General features: G+C 62.2%; 19 protein-coding genes. 3 read left to right on the top strand and 16 right to left on the bottom strand.

Features of this window, described 5'->3' with window-relative positions; all coding sequences use genetic code 11:
• Window positions 1–132 precede the first annotated feature (132 nt).
• Together mutS and fdxA are read left to right on the top strand one after the other, a co-directional pair.
• On the top strand, window positions 133–2,700 hold the full coding sequence (mutS, locus tag LOY22_RS06000) for a DNA mismatch repair protein MutS (RefSeq protein WP_176794341.1): 2,568 nt from the start codon (window positions 133–135) through the stop codon (window positions 2,698–2,700).
• Window positions 2,701–2,840: 140 nt separating this feature from the next.
• Window positions 2,841–3,164, top strand: coding sequence for a ferredoxin FdxA (gene fdxA, locus LOY22_RS05995; RefSeq protein WP_010224804.1), 324 nt, complete (start codon window positions 2,841–2,843; stop codon window positions 3,162–3,164).
• 533 nt (window positions 3,165–3,697) lie between these two features.
• Here fdxA and rpoS read toward each other — a convergent pair.
• The 8 genes from rpoS to LOY22_RS05955 form a co-directional block, all read right to left on the bottom strand.
• Window positions 3,698–4,705, bottom strand: a complete 1,008-nt coding sequence (rpoS, locus tag LOY22_RS05990; protein WP_045193601.1) for an RNA polymerase sigma factor RpoS — start codon at window positions 4,703–4,705, stop codon at window positions 3,698–3,700.
• A 106-nt stretch (window positions 4,706–4,811) separates the two neighbouring features.
• On the bottom strand, window positions 4,812–5,711 hold the full coding sequence (locus LOY22_RS05985; protein WP_093386648.1) for a peptidoglycan DD-metalloendopeptidase family protein: 900 nt from the start codon (window positions 5,709–5,711) through the stop codon (window positions 4,812–4,814).
• A 179-nt stretch (window positions 5,712–5,890) separates the two neighbouring features.
• Entirely contained in the window at window positions 5,891–6,568 is a 678-nt protein-coding gene (locus tag LOY22_RS05980) for a protein-L-isoaspartate(D-aspartate) O-methyltransferase (RefSeq protein WP_045193603.1), read from the bottom strand.
• Window positions 6,568–7,317, bottom strand: coding sequence for a 5'/3'-nucleotidase SurE (surE, locus tag LOY22_RS05975; RefSeq protein ID WP_093386651.1), 750 nt, complete (start codon window positions 7,315–7,317; stop codon window positions 6,568–6,570). The genes LOY22_RS05980 and surE overlap by 1 nt, the downstream gene beginning before the upstream one ends.
• Entirely contained in the window at window positions 7,305–8,363 is a 1,059-nt protein-coding gene (truD, locus tag LOY22_RS05970) for a tRNA pseudouridine(13) synthase TruD (RefSeq protein WP_213604466.1), read from the bottom strand. The genes surE and truD overlap by 13 nt, the downstream gene beginning before the upstream one ends.
• Window positions 8,363–8,836: a 2-C-methyl-D-erythritol 2,4-cyclodiphosphate synthase gene (gene ispF / locus LOY22_RS05965; RefSeq protein WP_045193605.1), complete on the bottom strand. Its 474-nt coding sequence runs from the start codon at window positions 8,834–8,836 to the stop codon at window positions 8,363–8,365. The genes truD and ispF overlap by 1 nt, the downstream gene beginning before the upstream one ends.
• Window positions 8,837–8,907: 71 nt before the next feature.
• Window positions 8,908–9,762 (bottom strand): S-formylglutathione hydrolase, encoded by an 855-nt coding sequence (gene fghA / locus LOY22_RS05960; RefSeq protein ID WP_093386654.1) that lies wholly within the window; start codon window positions 9,760–9,762, stop codon window positions 8,908–8,910.
• Window positions 9,763–9,770: 8 nt separating this feature from the next.
• Complete coding sequence (locus LOY22_RS05955) at window positions 9,771–10,883, bottom strand: S-(hydroxymethyl)glutathione dehydrogenase/class III alcohol dehydrogenase (protein WP_258596815.1); 1,113 nt, start codon at window positions 10,881–10,883, stop codon at window positions 9,771–9,773.
• A gap of 106 nt (window positions 10,884–10,989) precedes the next feature.
• Between LOY22_RS05955 and LOY22_RS05950 the strand changes: the two genes are divergently transcribed.
• Window positions 10,990–11,886 (top strand): LysR substrate-binding domain-containing protein, encoded by an 897-nt coding sequence (locus tag LOY22_RS05950; RefSeq protein WP_045193609.1) that lies wholly within the window; start codon window positions 10,990–10,992, stop codon window positions 11,884–11,886.
• 60 nt (window positions 11,887–11,946) lie between these two features.
• Here the strand turns inward: LOY22_RS05950 and ispD are convergent, their stop codons facing one another.
• The 8 genes from ispD to dnaE form a co-directional block, all read right to left on the bottom strand.
• On the bottom strand, window positions 11,947–12,654 hold the full coding sequence (ispD, locus tag LOY22_RS05945) for a 2-C-methyl-D-erythritol 4-phosphate cytidylyltransferase (protein ID WP_093386661.1): 708 nt from the start codon (window positions 12,652–12,654) through the stop codon (window positions 11,947–11,949).
• Window positions 12,651–12,929 carry a cell division protein FtsB gene (gene ftsB / locus LOY22_RS05940; RefSeq protein ID WP_038996723.1) on the bottom strand — a complete coding sequence of 93 codons (279 nt, stop codon included), beginning with the start codon at window positions 12,927–12,929 and terminating at the stop codon, window positions 12,651–12,653. Before ftsB ends, ispD begins: the two co-directional genes overlap by 4 nt.
• A gap of 161 nt (window positions 12,930–13,090) precedes the next feature.
• Window positions 13,091–14,380: a phosphopyruvate hydratase gene (gene eno / locus LOY22_RS05935; protein WP_045193612.1), complete on the bottom strand. Its 1,290-nt coding sequence runs from the start codon at window positions 14,378–14,380 to the stop codon at window positions 13,091–13,093.
• Between the two features lie 153 nt (window positions 14,381–14,533).
• The gene (gene kdsA, locus LOY22_RS05930; protein WP_045193613.1) at window positions 14,534–15,379 is read right to left on the bottom strand and encodes a 3-deoxy-8-phosphooctulonate synthase; all 846 of its coding nucleotides are present in this window, start codon (window positions 15,377–15,379) and stop codon (window positions 14,534–14,536) included.
• A gap of 3 nt (window positions 15,380–15,382) precedes the next feature.
• Window positions 15,383–17,011, bottom strand: coding sequence for a CTP synthase (locus LOY22_RS05925; RefSeq protein ID WP_038996727.1), 1,629 nt, complete (start codon window positions 17,009–17,011; stop codon window positions 15,383–15,385).
• Between the two features lie 271 nt (window positions 17,012–17,282).
• Complete coding sequence (gene tilS, locus LOY22_RS05920; protein WP_213602217.1) at window positions 17,283–18,578, bottom strand: tRNA lysidine(34) synthetase TilS; 1,296 nt, start codon at window positions 18,576–18,578, stop codon at window positions 17,283–17,285.
• Window positions 18,579–18,684: 106 nt separating this feature from the next.
• The gene (locus tag LOY22_RS05915; RefSeq protein WP_045193615.1) at window positions 18,685–19,632 is read right to left on the bottom strand and encodes an acetyl-CoA carboxylase carboxyltransferase subunit alpha; all 948 of its coding nucleotides are present in this window, start codon (window positions 19,630–19,632) and stop codon (window positions 18,685–18,687) included.
• A gap of 98 nt (window positions 19,633–19,730) precedes the next feature.
• Window positions 19,731–23,252, bottom strand: a complete 3,522-nt coding sequence (gene dnaE / locus LOY22_RS05910) for a DNA polymerase III subunit alpha (protein WP_045193616.1) — start codon at window positions 23,250–23,252, stop codon at window positions 19,731–19,733.
• Window positions 23,253–23,305 lie beyond the last annotated feature (53 nt).

The raw sequence follows: 23,305 nt of genomic DNA, 5'->3' as shown, positions 1-23,305 counted from the left end.
CCCTGATATGCACGGATATGCACGGACAAATGGTCGCGCCCGGCCGTTTGCCCTCGGCAGCCCGGGCAAAATCCCTGTACCATTGCCCGCTTGCCTTTGGTCTACAACGACACTGCGAGCCAAGTTTTTGCAATGAGCGATCTTTCCGCACACACCCCGATGATGCAGCAGTACTGGAAGCTGAAAAACCAGCACCCGGACCAGCTGATGTTCTACCGCATGGGCGACTTTTACGAGATCTTCTACGAAGACGCGAAGAAGGCTGCCAAACTCCTGGACATCACCCTGACCGCCCGCGGGCAGTCGGCGGGCCAGTCGATCCCCATGTGCGGTATCCCCTTCCATGCGGCCGAGGGCTACCTGGCCAAGCTGGTCAAGCTGGGCGAGTCGGTGGTGATCTGCGAACAGATCGGCGATCCGGCCACCAGCAAGGGCCCGGTCGAGCGCCAGGTGGTGCGCATCATTACCCCGGGCACGGTCAGTGACGAAGCGCTGCTCGACGAGCGCCGCGACAACCTGATCGCCGCTGTGCTGGGCGACGAGCGCCTGTTCGGCCTGGCTGTGCTGGACATCACCAGCGGCAACTTCAGCGTGCTCGAGATCAAGGGCTGGGAAAACCTGCTGGCCGAGCTTGAGCGCATCAACCCGGTCGAGCTGCTGATCCCCGACGACTGGCCCCAAGGCCTGCCGGCGGAAAAACGCCGTGGCTCACGTCGCCGTGCGCCGTGGGATTTTGACCGCGATTCGGCACGCAAAAGCCTTTGCCAGCAGTTCGCGACCCAGGACCTCAAGGGCTTTGGCTGCGAGAAGCTGACCCTGGCCATCGGCGCCGCCGGCTGCCTGCTCGGCTACGCCAAGGAAACCCAGCGCACCGCCCTGCCGCACCTGCGCAGCCTCAAGCATGAACGCCTGGACGACACCGTGGTGCTCGACGGCGCCAGCCGGCGCAACCTTGAGCTGGATGTGAACCTGGCCGGTGGCCGCGACAACACCCTGCAATCGGTGATCGACCGCTGCCAGACCGCGATGGGCAGCCGCCTGCTGACCCGCTGGCTGAACCGCCCGCTGCGCGACCTGAAAGTACTGCAGGCACGTCAGGGCTCGATTCGCTGCCTGCTCGACGGTTACCGCTTCGAGAAGCTGCAACCGCAGTTGAAGGAAATCGGCGACATCGAGCGTATCCTCGCCCGTATCGGCCTGCGCAACGCCCGTCCACGCGACCTCGCACGCCTGCGCGATGCCCTCGGTGCCCTGCCGGAACTGCAGAACGCCATGGCCGAGCTTGAGGCGCCGCACCTGGCGCGCCTGGCTGCCATTGCCGGGACCTACCCGGAGCTTGCCGACCTGCTGGCAAAAGCCATCATCGACAACCCGCCAGCGGTGATCCGCGACGGTGGCGTGCTCAAGACCGGCTACGACAGCGAGCTGGACGAGCTGCTGGCGATGAGCGAGAACGCCGGGCAGTTCCTTATTGATCTGGAAGCCCGCGAGAAAGCCCGCACGGGCCTGGCCAACCTCAAGGTCGGCTACAACCGTGTGCATGGCTACTTCATCGAGCTGCCAAGCAAGCAGGCTGAGCAGGCACCGGCTGACTACATCCGCCGCCAGACCCTCAAGGGCGCCGAGCGCTTCATCACCCCGGAGCTGAAAACCTTCGAAGACAAGGCGTTGTCGGCCAAGAGCCGCGCCCTGGCGCGCGAGAAGATGCTCTACGATGCCCTGCTGGAGAACCTGATCGGCCACCTGGCGCCGTTGCAGGACACCGCTGCGGCCCTGGCCGAGCTGGATGTGCTGAGCAACCTGGCCGAGCGCGCACTGAACCTGGACCTGAACTGCCCGCAGTTCGTCGACGAGCCGTGCATGCGCATCACCCAGGGTCGTCACCCGGTGGTCGAGCAAGTGCTGACCACGCCGTTCGTGGCCAACGACCTGGCCCTGGATGACAACACCCGGATGCTGGTGATCACCGGTCCGAACATGGGCGGTAAATCCACCTACATGCGCCAGACCGCATTGATCGTGCTGATGGCGCACATTGGTAGCTTCGTCCCGGCTGCGGCCTGCGAGCTTTCACTGGTGGATCGCATCTTCACCCGTATCGGCTCCAGCGACGACCTGGCCGGTGGCCGTTCGACCTTCATGGTCGAGATGAGCGAAACCGCCAACATCCTGCACAACGCCACCGAGCGCAGCCTGGTGCTGATGGACGAAGTCGGCCGCGGCACCAGTACCTTCGACGGCCTGTCGCTGGCCTGGGCCGCCGCCGAGCGCCTGGCGCAGCTGCGCGCCTACACGCTGTTCGCCACCCACTACTTCGAGCTGACGGTGCTGCCGGAGAGCGAACCGCTGGTGGCCAACGTGCACCTGAACGCTACCGAGCACAACGAACGCATCGTGTTCCTGCACCACGTGCTGCCCGGCCCCGCCAGCCAGAGCTACGGCCTGGCAGTGGCGCAGCTGGCCGGCGTGCCGTCGCCGGTGATTCAGCGTGCTCGCGAACACCTGGGCCGACTGGAAACCGCCAGCCTGCCCCACGAAACACCTGTCTTGCAGCAAGGTGCACCGGCGGTACCGCACCAGAGCGACCTGTTTGCCAGCCTGCCGCATCCGGCCATCGAGAAGCTCGGAAAGCTGGACCTGGACAATATGACGCCGCGTCAAGCTATCGAAATGCTCTATACACTGAAGACTCTGTTATAACGCGCGCCCGCACAAGCTGATAGAATCCCGCGCGGTTTGGCGGCGCTGCAGGTTACTAGCCTGGCCTGCAGCCGAACAACCAAACCGAGCGGCCCTGTCTGGAGGGGCACCGCTGCCGTCGCCTGAGGAGAGAATTAGAAATGACCTTCGTCGTCACCGACAACTGCATCAAGTGCAAGTACACCGACTGCGTAGAAGTCTGTCCGGTGGACTGCTTCTACGAAGGCCCGAACTTCCTGGTCATTCACCCGGACGAGTGCATCGACTGTGCACTGTGCGAGCCTGAATGCCCCGCCGTCGCCATTTTCTCGGAAGACGAAGTGCCTGCCGGCATGGAGAACTTCATCGAGCTCAATGCCGAGCTGGCGGAAATCTGGCCGAACATCACCGAAAAGAAAGATTCGTTGCCAGATGCCGCCGAGTGGGATGGCAAGCCAGGCAAGATCGCCGATCTCGAGCGCTAAGCGCGGATCAACAAAAAAGGCCCTTCGAGGGCCTTTTTTCATGTTTGTTGCGGGCAAAAAAAAGGGGCGGTTTGACCCGCCCACATTTTTTCCGTAGTCCCTTTGTTCCCTTTCATCATCCTGATGAATCGCATCCTGCGATGTCCTTGGCTTTCATCCTTGAGAGCCTGTGTCAGTCCGTAGACACAGGACAAATATTAGCGGTTCCAAGATTTACCACAACAGCACAAAGCTCTCAAAAAGCTGCGGTAACCGTACTGTCACAAACAAAAATATCTATATATATCAATAGCTTAAACAAAAGCGCACACTGAAAACGACAACGATTTACTACAGCGTACAGTCAAGGCTTACACAACGAGTAAGCGATGGCTTACATGAACTAGAACAGTACCAACATCGCCGTCGGATCGCGCCCAAACCCGAATGTTTCCAGAACGCCATCGGGAAGCCGTTCACGGGTAAACCGCTGTTCTGCAGATGCAAAAACGCCCCGACATGTCGGGGCGTTCTTCACAACGATTTCGCTGGCGTTACTGAAACAGCGACTCGCTGGACAGGCCATTCTTTTCGAGGATCTCACGCAGGCGCTTGAGGCCCTCTACCTGGATCTGCCGCACCCGTTCCCGGGTCAGGCCGATTTCCAGGCCGACATCTTCCAGCGTACTGCTTTCATGACCGCGCAGGCCGAAGCGGCGAATCACTACCTCGCGCTGCTTGTCGGTCAGCTCGCTGAGCCACTGGTCGATGCTCTGGGACAGATCGTCATCCTGAAGCAGCTCGCACGGATCAGTAGGACGGTCGTCGGTCAGGGTATCGAGCAGGGTTTTATCCGAATCCGGCCCCAGGGACACATCCACCGACGATACCCGCTCGTTGAGCCCAAGCATGCGCTTGACCTCGCCGACCGGTTTTTCCAGCAGGGTGGCGATCTCTTCCGGGGACGGTTCGTGATCGAGCTTCTGGGTCAGTTCGCGGGCGGCGCGCAGGTAGACGTTGAGTTCCTTGACCACGTGAATGGGCAAGCGGATGGTACGGGTCTGGTTCATGATCGCCCGTTCGATGGTCTGCCGAATCCACCAGGTGGCGTAGGTAGAAAAACGGAAGCCGCGTTCCGGGTCGAATTTCTCGACCGCCCGAATCAGGCCGAGGTTGCCTTCTTCGATCAGGTCGAGCAGCGAAAGCCCCCGGTTGACATAACGCCGGGCGATTTTAACCACCAGGCGCAGGTTGCTTTCGATCATGCGCTTGCGCCCGGCCGGATCACCACGTTGCGACAGGCGCGCAAAGTGCACTTCTTCTTCCGGAGAGAGCAATGGCGAGAAGCCGATTTCATTGAGGTAAAGCTGGGTTGCATCAAGTGCCCGAGTGTAGTCGATGTACTTGTGCTGTTTGAGCGTAGCGCTCTGTTTAGCCTTGGTCCGAACCGTAGGTACAGCAGGTTCGTCTGACATCACATCCGTTTCCAAAACAATGCCGGTCTCCATCAGGAGAACCTCATCGTCGATGTCAAACTCCGGCACTTCTTTACTGAGAGCCATTGTTATAGTCCTTTGCTGAGTTCGAACTCAGACTCGAGCGGCGCCTTTATCCCTGGCAGCGCTGGAGCCTGTCCCCTCTACGCGAGGAACAGGCCGGGCCTAGCAATCAACGACGTGGCAGGAATTGCAGCGGATCGACAGGTTTGCCCTGGCGGCGAATTTCAAAATGAAGCTTCACCCGGTCTGTGCCCGTGGACCCCATTTCGGCAATTGTCTGCCCTACCTTGACCTGCTGTCCCTCCCGAACCAAAAGCCTGCGGTTGTGGCCGTAGGCACTGACGTAGGTATCGTTGTGCTTGATGATTACCAACTCGCCGTAGCCCCGCAAGCCACTCCCGGCGTAGACAACTGAACCATCAGATGCAGCAAAAACAGGCTGTCCCAAATCACCGGCGATATCAATGCCTTTATTCAAACTACCGTTTGAAGCAAATTTTCCAATCAGCACGCCGTTGGCCGGCCAGGCCCAGCCGGCCGTGGAGCGCCCTGCGGGGGGCACTTGCACGGGTGCTGTGGTAGTCGCCACCGGGGCAACCGGCACGGTGTTTGGCGTGCTTGCAGGCGTGGTGGTGGGCGGCGGCGTTATTGGTTTGCCGGAGCTGTCCAGGGGACGCTTGATGATGGTGGTCTTGCTTGAAGAAGATGGCGAGCTGGTGACCACGGTGGTGCCGACAACTGGCGCCGGGCCACTGGAGCGACCATCGAAACGGATCGCCTGGCCCGGACGAATGGTATACGGCGCAGCGATACCGTTGCGCGCGGCCAGGGCCTTGTAGTCCCAGCCATAGCGAAAGGCGATGGAGAACAGCGTGTCGCCGGGGCGCACCAGGTATTGACCGGTGGTGACCACAGGGCGTTTGGGCGCGGCGTTGTTGCGATCGACCACCCGGACGCTGTTGGAAGACGTGCTCGAGCACCCCGTCACCAGCGTACCCACGGCCAGTGCAATCAGCAGAAGCTTGAAGCTCGATGGATCCTTGCGCTGCCGAATGTTTGTGTGACCCACCCGCCGCTCCCTCTAATGGTGACCGATGTAAAAAATGCAATATTGTTGCAATTATACCCGAGCGCGCCGCCATGCGGACGTCTGGCCATTGCTAAACGTGATCTGTAACAGACTATGGTAGCCCGCCAGATAGACAGGGCAATGCCGCCGAAATTCGCCCGGGCGAAAAAAAAGCCCGGTCAGGCCAGTGGCCCGGTGAGCAACGGCACAAAACGCACGGCGCCCAGCACCCGTCGCGAGAAGCCGTGTTCTTCGCGCACGATCAGCATCAACTGCTGGGTTTCACCGGCCGGCCCCACCGGTATGACCATGCGCCCGCCCGGGGCGAGCTGGTCGAGCAGGGCCTGAGGCACCTCGGGCGCGACCGCGGTGACGATGATGCCGTTGTAAGGCGCAAGTGCCGGCCAGCCTTCGCAACCATCGCCCCAACGGAACACCACGTTGCGCAGGTTCAGCTCGATCAGGCGTTCCTTGGCGCGATCCTGCAGGACCTTGATACGCTCGACGGAAAACACCCGTTCGACCAGTTGCGCAAGAATTGCGGTCTGGTAGCCGGAACCGGTGCCGATCTCCAGCACCTTGTCCAGGGGGCCGGCTTCGAGCAACAGCTCGCTCATGTGCGCGACCATGAACGGCTGGGAGATGGTCTGGTTGTTGCCGATTGGCAACGCCGTGTCTTCGTAGGCACGGTGGGCCAGGGCTTCATCGACGAACAGGTGTCGAGGCGTGCGGCGCAGTACCTCGATCACCTTGGGGTTCGAGACCCCTTCCTCGATCAGGCGCTTGATCAGCCGTTCGCGGGTTCGCTCAGAGGTAAAACCGATACCGTGGCGCATCAGATCATCCTGTTCGCGCATCAGAGTAAGCCCTCCAGCCAGCCGTCGAGGCGCTCGAAGGCATCATTGAAGGTCCGGTCGAGCTGCAGCGGAGTGATCGAGACATAGCCCTGCATCACCGCGTGGAAATCGGTCCCCGGGCCGCCATCCTCGGCATCGCCGGCCACGGCGATCCAGTAGCCTTCCTTGCCCCGCGGATTGACCACCTTGGTCGGTGCCGCAGCGCGGGCGCGATGGCCCAGGCGGGTCAACTGGATGCCGCGGATGTGTTCCAGCGGCAGGTTGGGGATATTGACGTTGAGCACCGTACGAGGCGGCAGCTCGAGGCTGGCATGAGCCTCGACCAGCTTGCGGGCGAAGTAGGCAGCCGTCGGCAGGTTGTCGGGCAGGCGCGAGAGCAACGAGAAGGCAAACGAGGTACCGCCGAGAAAACGGCCCTCAAGCGCAGCAGCCACGGTGCCGGAATACAGCACATCATCGCCAAGGTTGGCGCCCAGGTTGATCCCCGACACCACCATGTCCGGAGGGGTCGGCAGCAGGCCGTTGAGGCCCAGGTGGACGCAATCGGTCGGCGTGCCGTTGAGGCTGATAAAACCATTGGCCAGGGTTTGCGGGCACAGCGGCCGGTCGAGCGTCAGCGAACTGCTGGCGCCGCTTTTGTCCTGGTCCGGGGCGATCACCACACATTCGGCATAATCCGCCAGCGCAGCATGCAGCGCGGCGAGACCGGGTGCGGTAACCCCGTCGTCGTTCGAAATCAGAATACGCATGGGCTGTCCGTCTGCCCTGCCGGCACCAGATCAACAAGCTCGCGCACCACCACGGTGGCGAAGCATCCGGCCGGAAGGACGAATTCCAGTTGCAGGATATCAGGCTCGGGATAATGCCACGTCAGCCCGCTAATGGGCAGTCGCAGAATGCGTCGTTCGTGACTCATGCCCGCCCGCGCCAGCCATTGGCACAAGGCGCCATGCTGTTCACCGATACGTTGCTCGAGTTCACCAGCCGCGCCGCTGGCGCCGGACTGCCCCTCGCCCCATAGCGGGCCGGTGGGGTGCAGGTCGAGAATTGCCAGGCGCGGATCGGAACATTCAGCCTCACCCGCCGGAAAAAAGCTGCGGCTGTCGGTAAACGCCAGCAGGTCACCGACCTGTGCCTGCTGCCAACTGCCGTCGGCGACACGTGCGGCCAGTACCTGGTTGAACAGGTAGCTGCGGGCGCTGGAGAGCAGCCGCGAACGAACGTTGCGCTGCTCAGGCAAGGCCTGGCGGTTGGCCCACTCACGGGCATCGTGGACATTGCCGCCGTCGTGACCAAAGCGCTGGGTGCCAAAGTAGTTAGGCACGCCCTGGCTACGGATTTGCTCAAGCCGTGCATCCAGCGCCGCACGTTCAGCCTTGAGGCCAGTGAGGCGCAAGGTGAAGCCGTTGGCTGAATGCGCGCCGCGCTGCAGCTTGCGTGAGTGGCGGGTCTGCTTGAGGATGCTCAAGGTGTGGTTTTCGGCGGCGCTCAGGTCCGGGTCGGCCTTGCCCGGCAGGTGCAGGCTGAACCACTGGCGGGTCAGCGCCTGGCGGTCCTTGAGGCCGGCGTAGCTGATGCTGCGCAGCGGCACGCCGGCGGCGCGGGCCAGGCGACGGGCAGCCTCTTCGGTGTTGAGGTCACGTTTTTCGACCCACAGCCACAGGTGTTCACCGCTGCCGCTGAGGGGAATGTCGAGTACTTCATCGACCTGGAAGTCTTCGGCGCTGGCCTTGAGAATTGCGCTGCCCAGCGCTTGGCCCGCAGCACGCGGGCCGAGCAGTTCGAGTTCGCTCATCATGCCGGCAGCAACAGGGCAACGGCGTGAACCGCGATGCCTTCCTCACGCCCGGTAAAACCAAGCTTTTCGGTGGTGGTGGCCTTGACGTTGACCTGATCCAGCTCGACCTGCAGGTCCTGGGCGATCAACTGGCGCATGGTGTCGATATGCGGGGCCATCTTCGGTGCCTGGGCAACGATGGTGGCGTCGATGTTACCGACCTTCCAGCCCTTGGCCTGAACGATCTGCACCACGTGGCGCAGCAGCACGCGACTGTCGGCGCCCTTGAACTGCGGATCGGTGTCGGGGAAATGCTTGCCGATATCGCCCAGCGCCGCAGCGCCAAGCAGGGCATCGCTCAGGGCATGCAAGACGACGTCGCCATCGGAATGGGCCAGCAGCCCGAACTTGTGCGCAATGCGCACCCCACCCAAGGTGATGAAATCGCCTTCCGCGAAGCGGTGCACATCGTAGCCGTGGCCAATACGCATAAAAAAACGCCCTGATTGAGTCAGGGCGTGATTCTACCTGCTTTGCCGGCGCTTGGGCTTGATTTGTAGGATCAGTTACCCGGGCCTATCAGCGCTGCGGCATGATGCCGCAAGTGGTCATCGATGAAGCTGGCAATGAAGTAGTAGCTGTGGTCATAGCCCGGTTGCAGGCGCAAGGTCAGCGGATGACCCGCCGCCCTGGCCGCCTGCTCGAGCACCTGCGGCTTGAGCTGGTTGTCGAGAAAATCATCGCGATCGCCCTGGTCGACCAGCAGCGGCAAGCGCTCGCCAGCCTCGGCGAGCAACACGCTGGCATCCCACTCGCGCCAGCGCGCCCGGTCCTCACCCAGGTAGCGACTGAAGGCCTTCTGCCCCCACGGGCAATCCATCGGGTTGCTGATCGGCGCGAACGCCGACACCGAACGGTAACGCCCCGGGTTGCGCAAAGCGCACACCAGCGCGCCATGGCCGCCCATGGAATGACCGCTGATACCGCGCTGACTTGAGGCCGGGAAATGCGCCTCGACCAATGCCGGCAATTCCTCCACCACATAGTCGTGCATGCGGTAGTGCTGGGCCCACGGCTGCTCGGTGGCGTTGAGGTAGAACCCGGCCCCCAGGCCAAAATCCCAGGCGCCATCAGGATCAGCCGGCACCTGCGGCCCGCGCGGGCTGGTGTCGGGGGCGACGATGATCAAGCCAAGCTCGGCAGCCAGCTTGTGCGCACCGGCCTTTTGCATGAAATTCTCGTCGGTGCAGGTCAGGCCGCTCAACCAGTACAGGACCGGCAGCTTGCCGCCCTGCTCGGCCTGCGGCGGCAGGTACACGGCAAACACCATGTCGCAGCCGAGCACCTGGGAGCGATGGCGGTAGCGTTTATGCCAGCCGCCGAAGCTCTTCTGGCAAGAGATGTTTTCCAGGCTCATGGCAGACCTCAGAAGTGGATGACGCTGCGAATGCTCTTGCCTTCGTGCATCAGGTCGAATGCCTTGTTGATTTCTTCCAGGCCCATGGTGTGGGTGATGAAGGTATCCAACGGGATTTCGCCTTTTTCCGACATTTCCACGTAGCTTGGCAGCTCGCTGCGGCCACGCACGCCACCGAAGGCCGAACCGCGCCAGACCCGGCCAGTCACCAGCTGGAACGGACGGGTGGAAATTTCCTGGCCGGCACCGGCAACGCCGATGATCACCGACTCGCCCCAGCCCTTGTGACAGCATTCCAGCGCCGCACGCATCAGTTGCACGTTACCCACGCACTCGAACGAGAAGTCGACGCCACCATCGGTGAGATCGACGATCACTTCCTGGATCGGACGGTCGTAGTCTTTCGGGTTGACGCAGTCGGTGGCACCCAGCTGTTTGGCGATCTCGAACTTGCTCGGGTTGATGTCCACGGCAATGATCCGCGAAGCCTTGGCCTTCACCGCACCGATGATCGCCGACAGGCCAATGCCGCCCAGGCCGAAGATGGCCACGGTATCGCCCGGCTTGACCTTGGCGGTGTTGAGCACCGCGCCGATACCGGTGGTTACGCCGCAACCGAGCAGGCAGACCTTCTCCAGCGGGGCTTCTTTCTGGATCTTGGCCACGGAGATTTCCGGCAGCACGGTGTACTCGGAAAAAGTCGAGGTGCCCATGTAGTGGAACAACTGCTGGCCCTTGTAGGAGAAGCGCGTGCTGCCGTCGGGCATCAGGCCCTTGCCCTGGGTGGCGCGGATGGCCTGGCACAGGTTGGTCTTGCCGGAGCGGCAGAATTTGCACTGGCCGCACTCGGGGGTGTACAGCGGGATCACATGATCGCCAACGGCAACCGAGGTCACGCCCTCACCGATGGCTTCGACGATGGCGCCGCCCTCGTGGCCGAGGATCGACGGGAAGATGCCTTCCGGGTCGGCGCCCGACAGGGTGTAGGCATCGGTATGGCAGACGCCGCTGGCGACCACGCGCAGCAGCACCTCGCCGGCCTTGGGCATGGCCACGTCGACTTCGACGATCTCCAGCGGTTTCTTGGCCTCGAAGGCAACGGCGGCACGGGACTTGATCATCAATCTTCTCCAGCAAGGGGTCAGTTCAGGCTTGCAGTGTAATTCATCGATATTTGATGAATAATCCAGGCAAAGACAAAACATTATTGCTGTACAGGGATAATAAATGAGCAATCTGTGGGAGGGTATCGACGAATTCGTGGCCGTCGCCGAAGCCGGGCAGTTCACCGCCGCCGCCGAACGCCTCGGGGTGTCGTCGTCCCACGTCAGCCGGCAGATCGCCCGCCTGGAAGAACGCCTGCAAACCCGCTTGCTGTACCGCAGCACCCGGCGGGTGACCCTGAGCGAAGCCGGGCAGACCTTCCTGCAGCATTGCCAACGCCTGCAGGACGGCCGCGAAGAAGCCCTGCGCGCCATGGGCGACCTGACCAGCGAGCCCAAAGGGCTGCTGCGCATGACTTGCGCCGTGGCCTACGGTGAGCGCTTCATCGTGCCGCTGGTGACGCGCTTCATGGCCGCCTATCCGCAACTACGGGTGGACATCGAACTGAGCAACCGCCCGCTGGACCTGGTGCATGAGGGCATGGACCTGGCCATTCGCCTGGGCCGTTTGCAGGACTCGCGGCTGGTGGCCACGCGCCTGGCGCCGCGGCGCATGTACCTGTGCGCGTCACCTGCGTATCTGGAACGCTACGGCCGCCCGCACAGCCTGTCGGAGCTGGCGCGGCACAACTGCCTGATCGGCAGCTCCGACAACTGGGCGCTGCAACTGGACGGGCGGGAGATCGGCCAGCGGGTTCAGGGCAACTGGCGCTGCAACAGCGGCCAGGCAGTGCTGGACGCGGCGCTGCAAGGGATGGGCTTGTGCCAGTTGCCGGACTACTACGTGCTTGAACACCTCAAAACCGGCGCGCTGGTGTCACTGCTGGAAGCGCATCAACCGCCCAATACCGCGGTGTGGGCGCTGTATCCGCAGCAGCGGCATCTGTCGCCGAAAGTGCGCAAGCTGGTGGACTATTTGCGTGAGGGGTTGGCGGGGTTGCCTGAGTATCGAGGTGCCTGAAAAGCATCGCGGGGCAAGGCCGCTCCTACTGTAGGAGCGGGCTTGCCCCGCGAAGAGTGCTCAACCGCGCTTGGCCCAGCGCTGGCGCAGCCACTCGAGGTCTTCGGGGCGGGTGACCTTGATGTTGTCGCTGCGCCCTTCGATCAGGCGCGGCGCCTGCCCGGCCCATTCGATGGCCGATGACTCGTCGGTAATCGCCACGTCGGCCACCAGGCTGTCGGCCAGGGCCCGGTGCAAGGCACCGAGGCGGAACATCTGTGGCGTGTAGGCCTGCCACACGGTACTGCGGTCGATTGTGCTGCTGACCCGGCCGTGGGCATCGGCGCGCTTGAGGGTATCGCGCGCCGGTACCGCCAGCAGTCCACCCACCGGGTCATCGGCAAGCTCTGCGAGCAAGCGGTCGAGGTCGCTGCGGGCCAGGTTCGGCCGCGCGGCGTCGTGCACCAGCACCCAGTCGCTGTCCGCCGCACCCTGGGCGTGCAGCAGCAACAAGGCGTTGAGCACCGAATCGGCACGTTCCTGACCGCCTTCGGCACGCTGGATACGGGGATCGCTGGCGCAGCGCAAACCGGGCCAGTAGGGATCGTCAGCGGCAACGCTGACCACCACCCCTTTGACGCAGGGATGGTCAAGAAAACAGTCGAGGCTATGCTCGAGAATGGTCTGCCCGCCCAACTGCAGGTACTGCTTGGGACGGTCGGCAGCCATGCGGGCACCAACACCCGCGGCGGGAATCACGGCCCAGAAGGCCGGCAAGGTCGGGTTCATTGGGCAAGCTGGTAGAGGGTTTCGCCCTCCTTGACCATACCCAGTTCGTGGCGAGCCCGTTCTTCGACGGTTTCCATACCTTTCTTCAACTCCAGTACCTCGGCATCAAGCACACGGTTACGCTCCAGCAAACGCTCGTTTTCAGCGTGCTGGTCAGCGATCTGTTGCTTGAGTTCGGTGACCTGGGCCAGGCTGCCATTGCCCACCCACAGACGATACTGCAGGCCACCGAGCAGCAGGAGCAAGACGAGGAACAACCAATAAGGACTGCGCATCAGGGTATCCAGTGGAAAAGACCGCCACATCTGCAGGTCGCTGATGGCACGAAGCCTGGCCGAAGCCAGGCTTTGTGTTCAGACACCTGCAGCAAGGGCTTCTGAACGATCAGTATGACCGTTCAGCGCCGCTTTGCTGCGGTCTTTTTACCATCTCTTGCTTAGCCGCGAAACTCGGCACGGCCACGGTACACAGCCTTGCTGCCCAGTTGCTCTTCGATACGCAGCAATTGGTTGTACTTGGAGACGCGGTCGGAACGGCACAGCGAACCGGTCTTGATCTGGCCGGCAGCGGTACCCACGGCCAGGTCGGCAATGGTCGAGTCTTCGGTTTCGCCCGAACGGTGCGAGATTACCGCGGTGTAACCGGCAGCCTTGGCCATCTGGATGGCTTCCAGGGTTTCGGTCAGCGAGCCGATCTGGTTGAACTTGATCAGGATCGAGTTGGCGATGCTCTTGTCGATGCCTTCTTTCAAGATCTTGGTGTTGGTCACGAACAGGTCGTCACCGACCAGTTGCACCTTGGCGCCGATCTTGTCGGTGAGGATCTTCCAGCCAGCCCAGTCGGACTCGTCCAGGCCGTCTTCGATCGAGATGATCGGGAAGCGCTCGGTCAAGCCTTTGAGGTAGTCGGCAAAACCTTCGGCGTCGAACGACTTGCCTTCGCCGGACAGGTTGTACTTGCCATCTTCGTAGAACTCGCTGGCCGCGCAGTCCAGGGCCAGGGTGACGTCGGTGCCCAGCTTGTAACCGGCGTTGGCGATGGCTTCGGCGATGGCCGACAGCGCGTCTTCGTTGGATGCCAGGTTAGGCGCGAAACCACCTTCGTCACCGACAGCAGTGTTCAGGCCACGGGCCTTCAGCACAGCCTTGAGGTGATGGAAAATCTCGGTGCCCATGCGCAGCGCGTCGGAGAAGGTCTTGGCGCCAACCGGCTGAACCATGAACTCCTGGATGTCGACGTTGTTGTCGGCGTGCTCGCCGCCGTTGATGATGTTCATCATCGGAACCGGCATCGAGTACTGGCCTGGGGTGCCGTTGAGGTTGGCGATGTGCGCGTACAGCGGCAGGTCCTGGTCCTGGGCGGCGGCCTTGGCGGCAGCCAGGGACACGGCGAGGATGGCGTTGGCGCCCAGCTTGGCCTTGTTCTCGGTACCGTCCAGTTCGATCATGGCGCGGTCGAGGGCTTTCTGGTCAACCGGATCCTTGCCCAGCAGCAGGTCGCGGATCGGGCCGTTGATGTTGGCAACTGCCTTGAGTACGCCCTTGCCCATGTAACGGCTCTTGTCGCCATCACGCAGCTCCAGCGCTTCGCGCGAGCCAGTGGAAGCACCGGACGGCGCGCAGGCGCTGCCGATGATGCCGTTGTCGAGCAGCACGTCCGCTTCTACGGTAGGGTTACCACGCGAATCGAGAACTTCTCGACCTTTGATGTCGACGATTTTTGCCATTGTTGTAAGCACTCCAGAATTGACGAAAACAACGCAGCTGAGAAAAACCTTGCCGCTCGCCGGGCAATTTGAAACAGGCAGGCCCGGCGAAAGCAGACCCCTGACCCGAGGGTCAGAGGTTGAACGGGGGGTACTTTACCGGAGAATCGAGGATTACGCGGTTTCTACCGTCGGAAAACTCTTCACCAGGTCATCAAGTTGCTTGAGCTGGGCCAGGAAAGGCTCCAGTTTGTCCAGGCGCAGGGCGCAAGGACCGTCACACTTGGCGTTGTCCGGATCCGGATGCGCCTCGAGGAACAGGCCAGCCAGGCCCTGGCTCAGGCCTGCCTTGGCCAGGTCGGTGACCTGGGCGCGGCGACCACCGGCGGAATCGGCGCGACCACCCGGCATCTGCAGGGAGTGGGTGACGTCAAAGAACACCGGGTACTCGAACTGCTTCATGATGCCGAAGCCGAGCATGTCCACCACCAGGTTGTTGTAACCGAAGCTCGAACCACGCTCGCAGAGGATCAACTGATCGTTACCGGCCTCTTCGCACTTGGTCAGGATGTGTTTCATTTCCTGGGGTGCGAGGAACTGGGCTTTCTTGATGTTGATCACCGCGCCGGTCTTGGCCATGGCCACCACCAGGTCGGTCTGGCGCGAGAGGAAGGCCGGCAACTGGATGATGTCGCAGACCTTGGCCACCGCAGCAGCCTGTTCTGGCTCGTGCACGTCGGTGATGACCGGCACGTTGAAGGTCTTCTTGATCTCTTCGAAGATCTTCATCCCCTCTTCCAGGCCAGGGCCACGGTAGGAGTTGATCGACGAACGGTTGGCCTTGTCGAAGCTGGCCTTGAACACGTAAGGGATACCGAGTTTCTCGGTAACCCGCACGTACTCTTCACAGACCTTCATGGCCAGGTCACGGGATTCCAGCACGTTCATGCCGCCGAACAGGACGAACGGCTTGTCGTTGGCGATCTCGATGTTACCGACGCGAATGATCTTCTGGGTCATGAATCAGGCCTTGTTCTTTTGAGCCAGTGCCGCCTTGACGAAGCCGCTGAACAGCGGATGGCCGTCACGCGGGGTCGAGGTGAACTCCGGGTGGAACTGGCAAGCGACGAACCATGGATGATCCTGGGACTCGACCACTTCGACCAGCGCGCCGTCACCGGAACGACCGGAGACTTTCAGGCCGGCTTCGACCAGTTGTGGCAGCAGGTTGTTGTTCACTTCGTAGCGATGACGATGACGCTCGACGATCACGTCCTTGGCGTAGCAGTCGTGAACCTTGGAGCCGCTTGCCAGCTGGCATTCCTGGGCGCCCAGACGCATGGTGCCGCCCAGGTCCGAGGCTTCGGTACGGGTTTCGACTGCGCCGGTGGCATCTTCCCACTCGGTGATCAGGCCGACGACCGGGTGACCGCTGTTGCGATCGAACTCGGTGGAGTTGGCGTCTTTCCAGCCCATGACGTTACGGGCGAATTCGATGACCGCCACCTGCATGCCCAGGCAGATACCCAGGTACGGGACCTTGTTCTCGCGAGCATATTGCACGGCAGTGATCTTGCCTTCGACGCCACGCAGGCCGAAACCGCCTGGAACCAGGATCGCATCGGCGCCTTCGAGCAGGCTGGTGCCCTGGTTCTCGATGTCTTCGGAGTCGATGTAGCGCAGGTTGACCTTGGTGCGGTTCTGGATGCCGGCATGGCTCATCGCTTCGATCAGCGACTTGTAGGCGTCCAGCAGTTCCATGTACTTGCCGACCATGGCGATGGTGACTTCGTGCTCAGGGTTGAGCTTGGCGTCGACGACCTTTTCCCACTCGGACAGGTCGGCACCGTTGCATTGCAGGCCGAAACGCTCGACGACGAAGTCATCCAGGCCCTGGGCGTGCAGTACGGCCGGGATCTTGTAGATGGTGTCGACGTCTTCCAGGGAAATCACCGCACGCTCTTCGACGTTGGTGAACAGGGCGATCTTGCGGCGCGAGGAGACATCCACCGGATGGTCGGAGCGGCAGATCAGCACGTCTGGCTGCAGGCCGATGGAGCGCAGCTCCTTGACCGAGTGCTGGGTTGGCTTGGTCTTGGTCTCGCCAGCGGTGGCGATGTACGGCACCAGGGTCAGGTGCATCAGCATGGCGCGCTTGGAGCCCACTTCGACGCGCAGCTGACGGATAGCCTCGAGGAACGGTTGCGACTCGATGTCACCCACGGTACCGCCGATTTCCACCAGGGCCACGTCGGCGTCGCCGGCACCCTTGATGATGCGGCGCTTGATCTCGTCGGTGATGTGCGGAATGACCTGGATGGTCGCGCCCAGGTAATCACCACGGCGCTCTTTGCGCAGCACGTGCTCGTAGATACGGCCGGTGGTGAAGTTGTTGTTCTGGGTCATGGTCGTGCGGATGAACCGCTCGTAGTGGCCCAGGTCCAGGTCGGTCTCGGCGCCGTCATGGGTGACGAACACTTCACCGTGCTGGAACGGGCTCATGGTGCCCGGGTCGACGTTGATGTACGGGTCCAGCTTGAGCATGGTGACCTTGAGCCCCCGCGCCTCCAGGATGGCCGCCAATGAAGCCGAGGCAATGCCTTTCCCCAATGAAGAAACAACACCGCCCGTGACGAATATGTAGCGCGTCATGAAAAACCCTAGAAGTCTGCGTTAAAGCGGTCAGTGCCGCCGGGGAAAGCGAAGGAAGGCCGAAGCCCCCGATCACCTGCGTCAATCACAGTGCATCTTAAAAAACTGCCGCGTCTGGTCACACCGGGGGTTGGATACCCGGTTAGGAGCTCGCTAAACATTTTTAGAATCGCCCAGCAAAAAACTGCTTGGTAATCGGCAACTGCTGTGATTTCGGGGAAGCCACAGAAGCTGTATCAAGAAGGGAGCGTAGTCTACCCGAATGTGCCTTTCATCTCAAACCTTGCTCGCTCGTCGGCGCATGCCAATGCAATTGCCAGTCGCCCTGGCTCAGCCCCGGCAGGTTGGCGACCGCCAGCAATTGCCCGGCGCAATACAGCAACGGCAGGCGCGAACGGGCGAATGACGGCAGTTGCGCCTCGTTGAGCAGGCGCTTCAAGTCGCGCTGGCCGCGGCCGGCAATTGCCAGGGTTTCGCCGCCCTGGCGGTAGGCAATGTGCAAGGGGCCCTGCGGCAACGTGCCGCTGAGGCTGACACTGCCGTTGTGGCTCAAGGTCAGTGCTTTGTGCGGGTCAGCCCAGACCTGCCGGCCACCTGCAGGCATCAACCAGTCACCGGCCAGCCACCAGATACGGCCAGCGGCGCGGTGCAATTGGCCGTCGGTCAGTTGCCACAGTGGCCGTCCGTCGGATGCCGCATCGCGCAGGGCCTCCCAGCCTGCCCAGTGGCGGCTGTCGGGCAAGCGCGTGCGCGGCGCCAGCCAATATTGCAGGGCGTTGCGCTGGCGCGCCGGGGATAGCTCGCGCAGCACCTCGAGGTCGAGCGAGTCCAGGCCAAGCCAGTCGAACGCTGCCGGGGTCGCGGCCCGGGCCAGGTCGTCCTGCGCCAGTTCATCGAGCAGGCCCTGGGCTTCGCTCAAGTGCTCGGCGCTGCGCGCGAGGTTTTGCGCGGCCTGCGGCCAGCGCTGCAGCAGTGCCGGGAACACCTGGTGGCGCAGGTAGTTGCGCGAGAATTGCGTATCGGTGTTGGACGGGTCTTCGATCCAGCTCAACTGCTGAGCCTTGGCGTACGCCTGCAGGTCGTTACGCGAAACACCCAGCAACGGCCGCAGCAACATGCCCTGCCCTAGCGGCCGCTGCCCGGGCATGGCGCCCAGGCCGCGCAGGCCGGCGCCGCGCAACAGGCGAAACAGCAAGGTTTCGGCCTGGTCTTCGCGGTGCTGGCCGGTCAACAGGATTTCGCCGGGATGCAAGGCAGCGGTAAAGGCGGCGTAACGCGCGTCACGGGCGCCCTGCTCAATGCTGGCGCCAGGGGCGACCTTGACCCGAATGATCTGCAGTTCAACGCCCAGGGCGTCGCACAGGCGCTGACAATGCGCCGGCCAGGCGTCGGCCGCAGCCTGCAGGCCGTGGTGGATGTGAATCGCGCGGATGGGCGGTATTGGCTGCTGGCGGGACAGGCTTGCCAGCAGGTGCAGGAGGACACTGGAATCCAGGCCGCCGGAGAGGGCGATGCACCAGGAGGGGGCGGTGAGCCAGGGGGACAGCTTGGTGTGAAGATCAATCATCAGCGTCGACCCGGTTGCGAGCGCTTTGCGCTCGATCGCGGGTCAAGCCCGCTCCCACAGTTTGCCTAGAGCCCTGTGGGAGCGGGCTTGACCCGCGATTATCAGATCAGAGCCCGTAGCTCATCAGACGGTCATAGCGGCGCTTGAGCAGCGCGTCGTTGTCGAACTTCTTGAGCATGTCCAGTTGCTCGATCAGCTCGCCGCGAACGGTGGCGGACATTTTTGCCGGATCACGGTGCGCGCCGCCCAGGGGCTCGGCGATAACCTTGTCGACGATGCCCAGGCCTTTCAGGCGCTCGGCGGTGATGCCCATGGCTTCGGCTGCGTCGGAGGCCTTTTCGGCGGTCTTCCACAGGATCGAGGCGCAACCTTCCGGCGAGATCACCGAGTAGGTAGAATACTGCAGCATGTTCAGCTGGTCGCAGACACCGATGGCCAGTGCACCGCCGGAACCACCTTCACCAATTACAGTGGCGATGATCGGGGTTTTCAGGCGGGCCATGACCCGCAGGTTCCAGGCAATGGCTTCGCTCTGGTTGCGCTCTTCGGCGTCGATGCCAGGGTAAGCGCCCGGGGTGTCGATGAAGGTCAGGATCGGCATCTTGAAACGCTCGGCCATTTCCATCAGGCGGCAAGCCTTGCGGTAGCCTTCCGGGCGCGGCATGCCGAAGTTGCGGCGAACCTTTTCGCGCACTTCACGGCCTTTCTGATGACCGATGACCATCACCGGCTTGTCGTCCAGGCGGGCGATACCACCGACAATCGCGGCGTCGTCGGAGAAGTGACGGTCACCGTGCAGCTCGTCGAACTCGGTGAAGATGTGCTCGATGTAGTCCAGGGTGTACGGACGGCGCGGGTGACGGGCCAGGCGGGCGATCTGCCAGCTGGTCAGGTTGCCGAAAATGCTTTCGGTCAGGGTGCTGCTCTTGTCTTGCAGACGGGCGATCTCATCGCCGATGTTCAGCGAGTTGTCATTGCCAACCAGGCGCAGCTCTTCGATCTTGGCTTGCAGGTCAGCAATCGGCTGTTCGAAATCCAGAAAATTCGGGTTCATAGGCATCCGTCTTGGGTCTACGGCCAGGCGGCCGGCCGGTTGATCCGTTTGGCGCCCTACCTTAAGGGATCAGGCGCATTCAGGTCGAGATTAAAAATTCATCGATATTGCAAAAAGACGTTCTCACGTCCGAACTGGTCACGCAGGGCCTGAATCAAGCCATCGGCCGGGTCGATGCGCCAGCTTTCGCCGAACTGCAGCATGGCCTTGGCATCGCTGCCGGTGTATTCCATGGTGATCGGGCAGGCGCCGCGATGGCGCTTGAACAGCTCGCCCAGCCAGTTCAGCCGGTCGCCCTTGAGGGCATCGGCGTGCACTTTAAGGCGCAGGCTTTCGGCCAGGTTGGTGCGGGCATCTTCCATGCTCATCACGCGCTTGACCCGCAGGCGCAGGCCGCCGGAGAAGTCATCGTTGCTGACCTCGCCTTCAACCACCACCATAGCATCGGTCTGCAGCAGCGCCTGGTTGGCCATGAAGGCATCGGCAAACAGCGAGGCCTCGATGCGCCCGGAGCGGTCGTCGAGGGTGACAAAGCCCATCTTGTCACCCTTCTTGTTCTTCATCACGCGCAGGGCAATGATCATCCCGGCGACGGTCTGGGTGTCGCGCGCAGGCTTGAGGTCAATGATGCGCTGGCGGGCAAAACGGCGGATCTCGCCTTCGTACTCGTCGATCGGGTGACCGGTCAGGTACAGACCCAGGGTGTCTTTTTCACCACGCAGGCGCTCCTTGAGGGTCAGCTCGCGGGCCTTGCGGTGGTTGGCATAAACGTCGGCATCCTCTTCGACAAACAGCCCGCCGAACAGGTCGGCGTGGCCACTGTCGGCGGTGCGCGCGGTTTGCTCGGCCGCCTTGATCGCCTCTTCCATCGCCGCCAGCAGCACTGCGCGGTTGCGGTCGATGTTGGCCTGGTAGGCCTTGAGTTCGTCATGGAAGTACGGGCCCAGGCGGTCCAGCGCGCCACTGCGGATCAAGGCATCGAGGGTGCGCTTGTTGATGCGCTTGAGGTCGACCCGCTCGCAGAAGTCGAACAGGTCCTTGAACGGGCCGCCGGCGCGGGCTTCGACGATGGCCTCGACCGGCCCCTCGCCCACGCCCTTGATCGCCCCCAGGCCATAGACGATGCGGCCATCGTCGTTGACCGTGAACTTGAAGTCGGAGGTGTTCACGTCCGGCGCATCGAGGCGCAGCTTCATGCTGCGCACTTCCTCGATCAAGGTCACGACCTTGTCGGTGTTGTGCATATCCGCCGACAGCACCGCGGCCATGAACGGCGCCGGGTAGTGGGTCTTGAGCCAGGCAGTCTGGTACGAGACCAGGCCGTAGGCGGCGGAGTGGGATTTGTTGAAGCCGTAGCCGGCGAATTTCTCTACCAGGTCGAAGATGTTGCCGGCGAGGTCCGGATCAATGTTGTTGCTGGCGCAACCTTCAATGAAACCGCCGCGCTGCTTGGCCATTTCCTCGGGCTTTTTCTTACCCATGGCCCGGCGCAGCATGTCCGCACCACCAAGGGTGTAACCGGCCATGACCTGGGCAATCTGCATCACCTGTTCCTGGTACAGGATGATGCCGTAGGTCGGTGCCAGAACGGGTTTCAGGCCTTCGTACTGGTAATCGGAGTGCGGGTAGGCAAGTTCCGCGCGACCGTGCTTGCGGTTGATGAAGTCGTCAACCATGCCCGATTGCAGCGGGCCGGGACGGAACAGCGCCACCAGTGCGATGAGGTCTTCCAGGCAGTCGGGCTTGAGCTTCTTGATCAGCTCCTTCATGCCCCGCGATTCAAGCTGGAACACCGCCGTGGTTTCGGCCTTTTGCAGCAGGTCGTAGGTCTTCTTGTCATCCAGCGGGATGAAATCGATGTTCAGGTCATCCAGGCCTTTCTTGGCCTGTTCGCGGTTGATGGTTTCCATCGCCCACTTGATGATCGTCAGGGTACGCAGGCCGAGGAAGTCGAACTTCACCAGGCCTGCGGCCTCGACGTCATCCTTGTCGAACTGGGTGACCAGGCCGCCGCCCTCTTCATCACAGGCAATCGGCGAGAAATCGGTAAGCTTGGTCGGCGCGATAACCACGCCACCGGCGTGTTTACCGGTACCCCGGCAGACGCCCTCGAGCTTGAGGGCCATGTCCCAGATTTCCTTGGCGTCTTCATCGCTCTTGAGGAAATCGCGCAGGATCTCTTCCTGCTCGTAGGCTTTTTCCAGGGTCATGCCGACTTCGAAGGGGATCATCTTCGACAGGCGGTCAGCCAGGCCGTAGGACTTGCCCTGGACCCGCGCCACGTCGCGCACCACCGCCTTGGCCGCCATGGTGCCGAAGGTGATGATCTGGCTCACGGCATTGCGCCCGTAGGCGTCAGCCACGTATTCGATTACCCGGTCGCGGCCATCCATGCAGAAGTCGACGTCGAAGTCGGGCATCGATACCCGTTCCGGGTTGAGGAAACGTTCGAACAGCAGGTCATAGGCCAGCGGGTCGAGGTCGGTAATCTTCAGTACGTAGGCAACCAGCGAACCGGCACCCGAACCCCGGCCCGGGCCAACCGGCACGCCGTTGTTCTTGGCCCACTTGATGAAGTCCATAACGATCAGGAAGTAACCGGGGAAGCCCATCTGGATGATGATATCCAGCTCGAACTTCAGCCGGTCCAGATAGACCTGGCGCTTTTCCTGGTAATTCGGCGTGGTCTCTTTCGGCCACAACACCGCCAGACGCTCTTCCAGGCCCTCGTGGGAAACGTGGCGCAGGTAGTCGTCGATACCCATGCCGTTGGGCGTCGGAAAGTCCGGCAGAAAGTGCTTACCCAACTGCACCTGGATGTTGCAGCGCTTGGCGATCTCGACGGTGTTGGCAATCGCTTCGGGCAGGTCGCTGAACAGCTCGGCCATTTCTTCCGGGCTTTTCAGGTACTGCTGGTCGCTGTAATTGCGCGAACGGCGCGGGTCATCCAGCGCCCGGCCTTCACCGATGCACACGCGGGTTTCGTGAGCGTCGTAGTCGGACTGCTTGATAAAGCGCACATCGTTGGTGGCTACCAGCGGCGCGTCCAGCTTGTCGGCCAGGGCCACGGCGGCGTGCAGGTATTCTTCGTCACCGGCGCGGTTGGTGCGCTGCACTTCGACGTAGAAGCGCTCCGGGAACATCTGCATCCAGTCGCGCAGCAAGGCTTCGGCTTCGTCCGGGTTGCCATTGAGCAAGGCCATGCCGATGTCGCCCTCCTTGGCCGCGGACAGGGCGATCACGCCCTCGCTGGCTTCGGCGATCCACTGGCGCTCAATGATCACTAGGCCGTTGCGCTGGCCATCGACCCAGCCACGGGAAATCAACTCGGTGAGGTTGCGGTAGCCCTTGGCATCCATGGCCAGCAGGCAGATGCGCGACAGCGGCGCATCCGGGTCGCTGTTGGCCAGCCACAGGTCGGCGCCGCAGATCGGCTTGATCCCGGCGCCCATGGCGTTCTTGTAGAACTTGACCAACGAGCACATGTTGCTCTGGTCGGTAACCGCGACCGCCGGCATGTTCATCGCCGCCAATGCCTTGGCCAGCGGCTTGATCCGCACCAGGCCATCGACCAGCGAGTATTCGGTGTGCAGGCGAAGATGAACGAAAGAAGCCGACATGATGATCCTATAGCAGCACAAAACAACAAGGCCCGGATTGTACCGGGCCTTGA

This window comes from Pseudomonas sp. B21-035 (genome assembly GCF_024748945.1).
GTDB lineage: Bacteria > Pseudomonadota > Gammaproteobacteria > Pseudomonadales > Pseudomonadaceae > Aquipseudomonas.
This window is presented reverse-complemented; position numbering and strand designations above follow the sequence as displayed.

What these genes read in the sequence shown, in the direction of transcription:
- mutS (WP_176794341.1), top strand. Translation starts at nt 133, where the DNA reads ATGAGCGATCTTTCCGCACACACCCCGATGATGCAGCAGTACTGGAAG.
- fdxA (WP_010224804.1), top strand. Translation starts at nt 2,841, where the DNA reads ATGACCTTCGTCGTCACCGACAACTGCATCAAGTGCAAGTACACCGAC.
- rpoS (WP_045193601.1), bottom strand. Translation starts at nt 4,705, where the DNA reads ATGGCTCTCAGTAAAGAAGTGCCGGAGTTTGACATCGACGATGAGGTT.
- LOY22_RS05980 (WP_045193603.1), bottom strand. Translation starts at nt 6,568, where the DNA reads ATGCGCGAACAGGATGATCTGATGCGCCACGGTATCGGTTTTACCTCT.
- surE (WP_093386651.1), bottom strand. Translation starts at nt 7,317, where the DNA reads ATGCGTATTCTGATTTCGAACGACGACGGGGTTACCGCACCCGGTCTC.
- truD (WP_213604466.1), bottom strand. Translation starts at nt 8,363, where the DNA reads ATGAGCGAACTCGAACTGCTCGGCCCGCGTGCTGCGGGCCAAGCGCTG.
- ispF (WP_045193605.1), bottom strand. Translation starts at nt 8,836, where the DNA reads ATGCGTATTGGCCACGGCTACGATGTGCACCGCTTCGCGGAAGGCGAT.
- fghA (WP_093386654.1), bottom strand. Translation starts at nt 9,762, where the DNA reads ATGAGCCTGGAAAACATCTCTTGCCAGAAGAGCTTCGGCGGCTGGCAT.
- LOY22_RS05955 (WP_258596815.1), bottom strand. Translation starts at nt 10,883, where the DNA reads ATGATCAAGTCCCGTGCCGCCGTTGCCTTCGAGGCCAAGAAACCGCTG.
- LOY22_RS05950 (WP_045193609.1), top strand. Translation starts at nt 10,990, where the DNA reads ATGAGCAATCTGTGGGAGGGTATCGACGAATTCGTGGCCGTCGCCGAA.
- ispD (WP_093386661.1), bottom strand. Translation starts at nt 12,654, where the DNA reads ATGAACCCGACCTTGCCGGCCTTCTGGGCCGTGATTCCCGCCGCGGGT.
- ftsB (WP_038996723.1), bottom strand. Translation starts at nt 12,929, where the DNA reads ATGCGCAGTCCTTATTGGTTGTTCCTCGTCTTGCTCCTGCTGCTCGGT.
- eno (WP_045193612.1), bottom strand. Translation starts at nt 14,380, where the DNA reads ATGGCAAAAATCGTCGACATCAAAGGTCGAGAAGTTCTCGATTCGCGT.
- kdsA (WP_045193613.1), bottom strand. Translation starts at nt 15,379, where the DNA reads ATGACCCAGAAGATCATTCGCGTCGGTAACATCGAGATCGCCAACGAC.
- LOY22_RS05925 (WP_038996727.1), bottom strand. Translation starts at nt 17,011, where the DNA reads ATGACGCGCTACATATTCGTCACGGGCGGTGTTGTTTCTTCATTGGGG.
- tilS (WP_213602217.1), bottom strand. Translation starts at nt 18,578, where the DNA reads ATGATTGATCTTCACACCAAGCTGTCCCCCTGGCTCACCGCCCCCTCC.
- LOY22_RS05915 (WP_045193615.1), bottom strand. Translation starts at nt 19,632, where the DNA reads ATGAACCCGAATTTTCTGGATTTCGAACAGCCGATTGCTGACCTGCAA.
- dnaE (WP_045193616.1), bottom strand. Translation starts at nt 23,252, where the DNA reads ATGTCGGCTTCTTTCGTTCATCTTCGCCTGCACACCGAATACTCGCTG.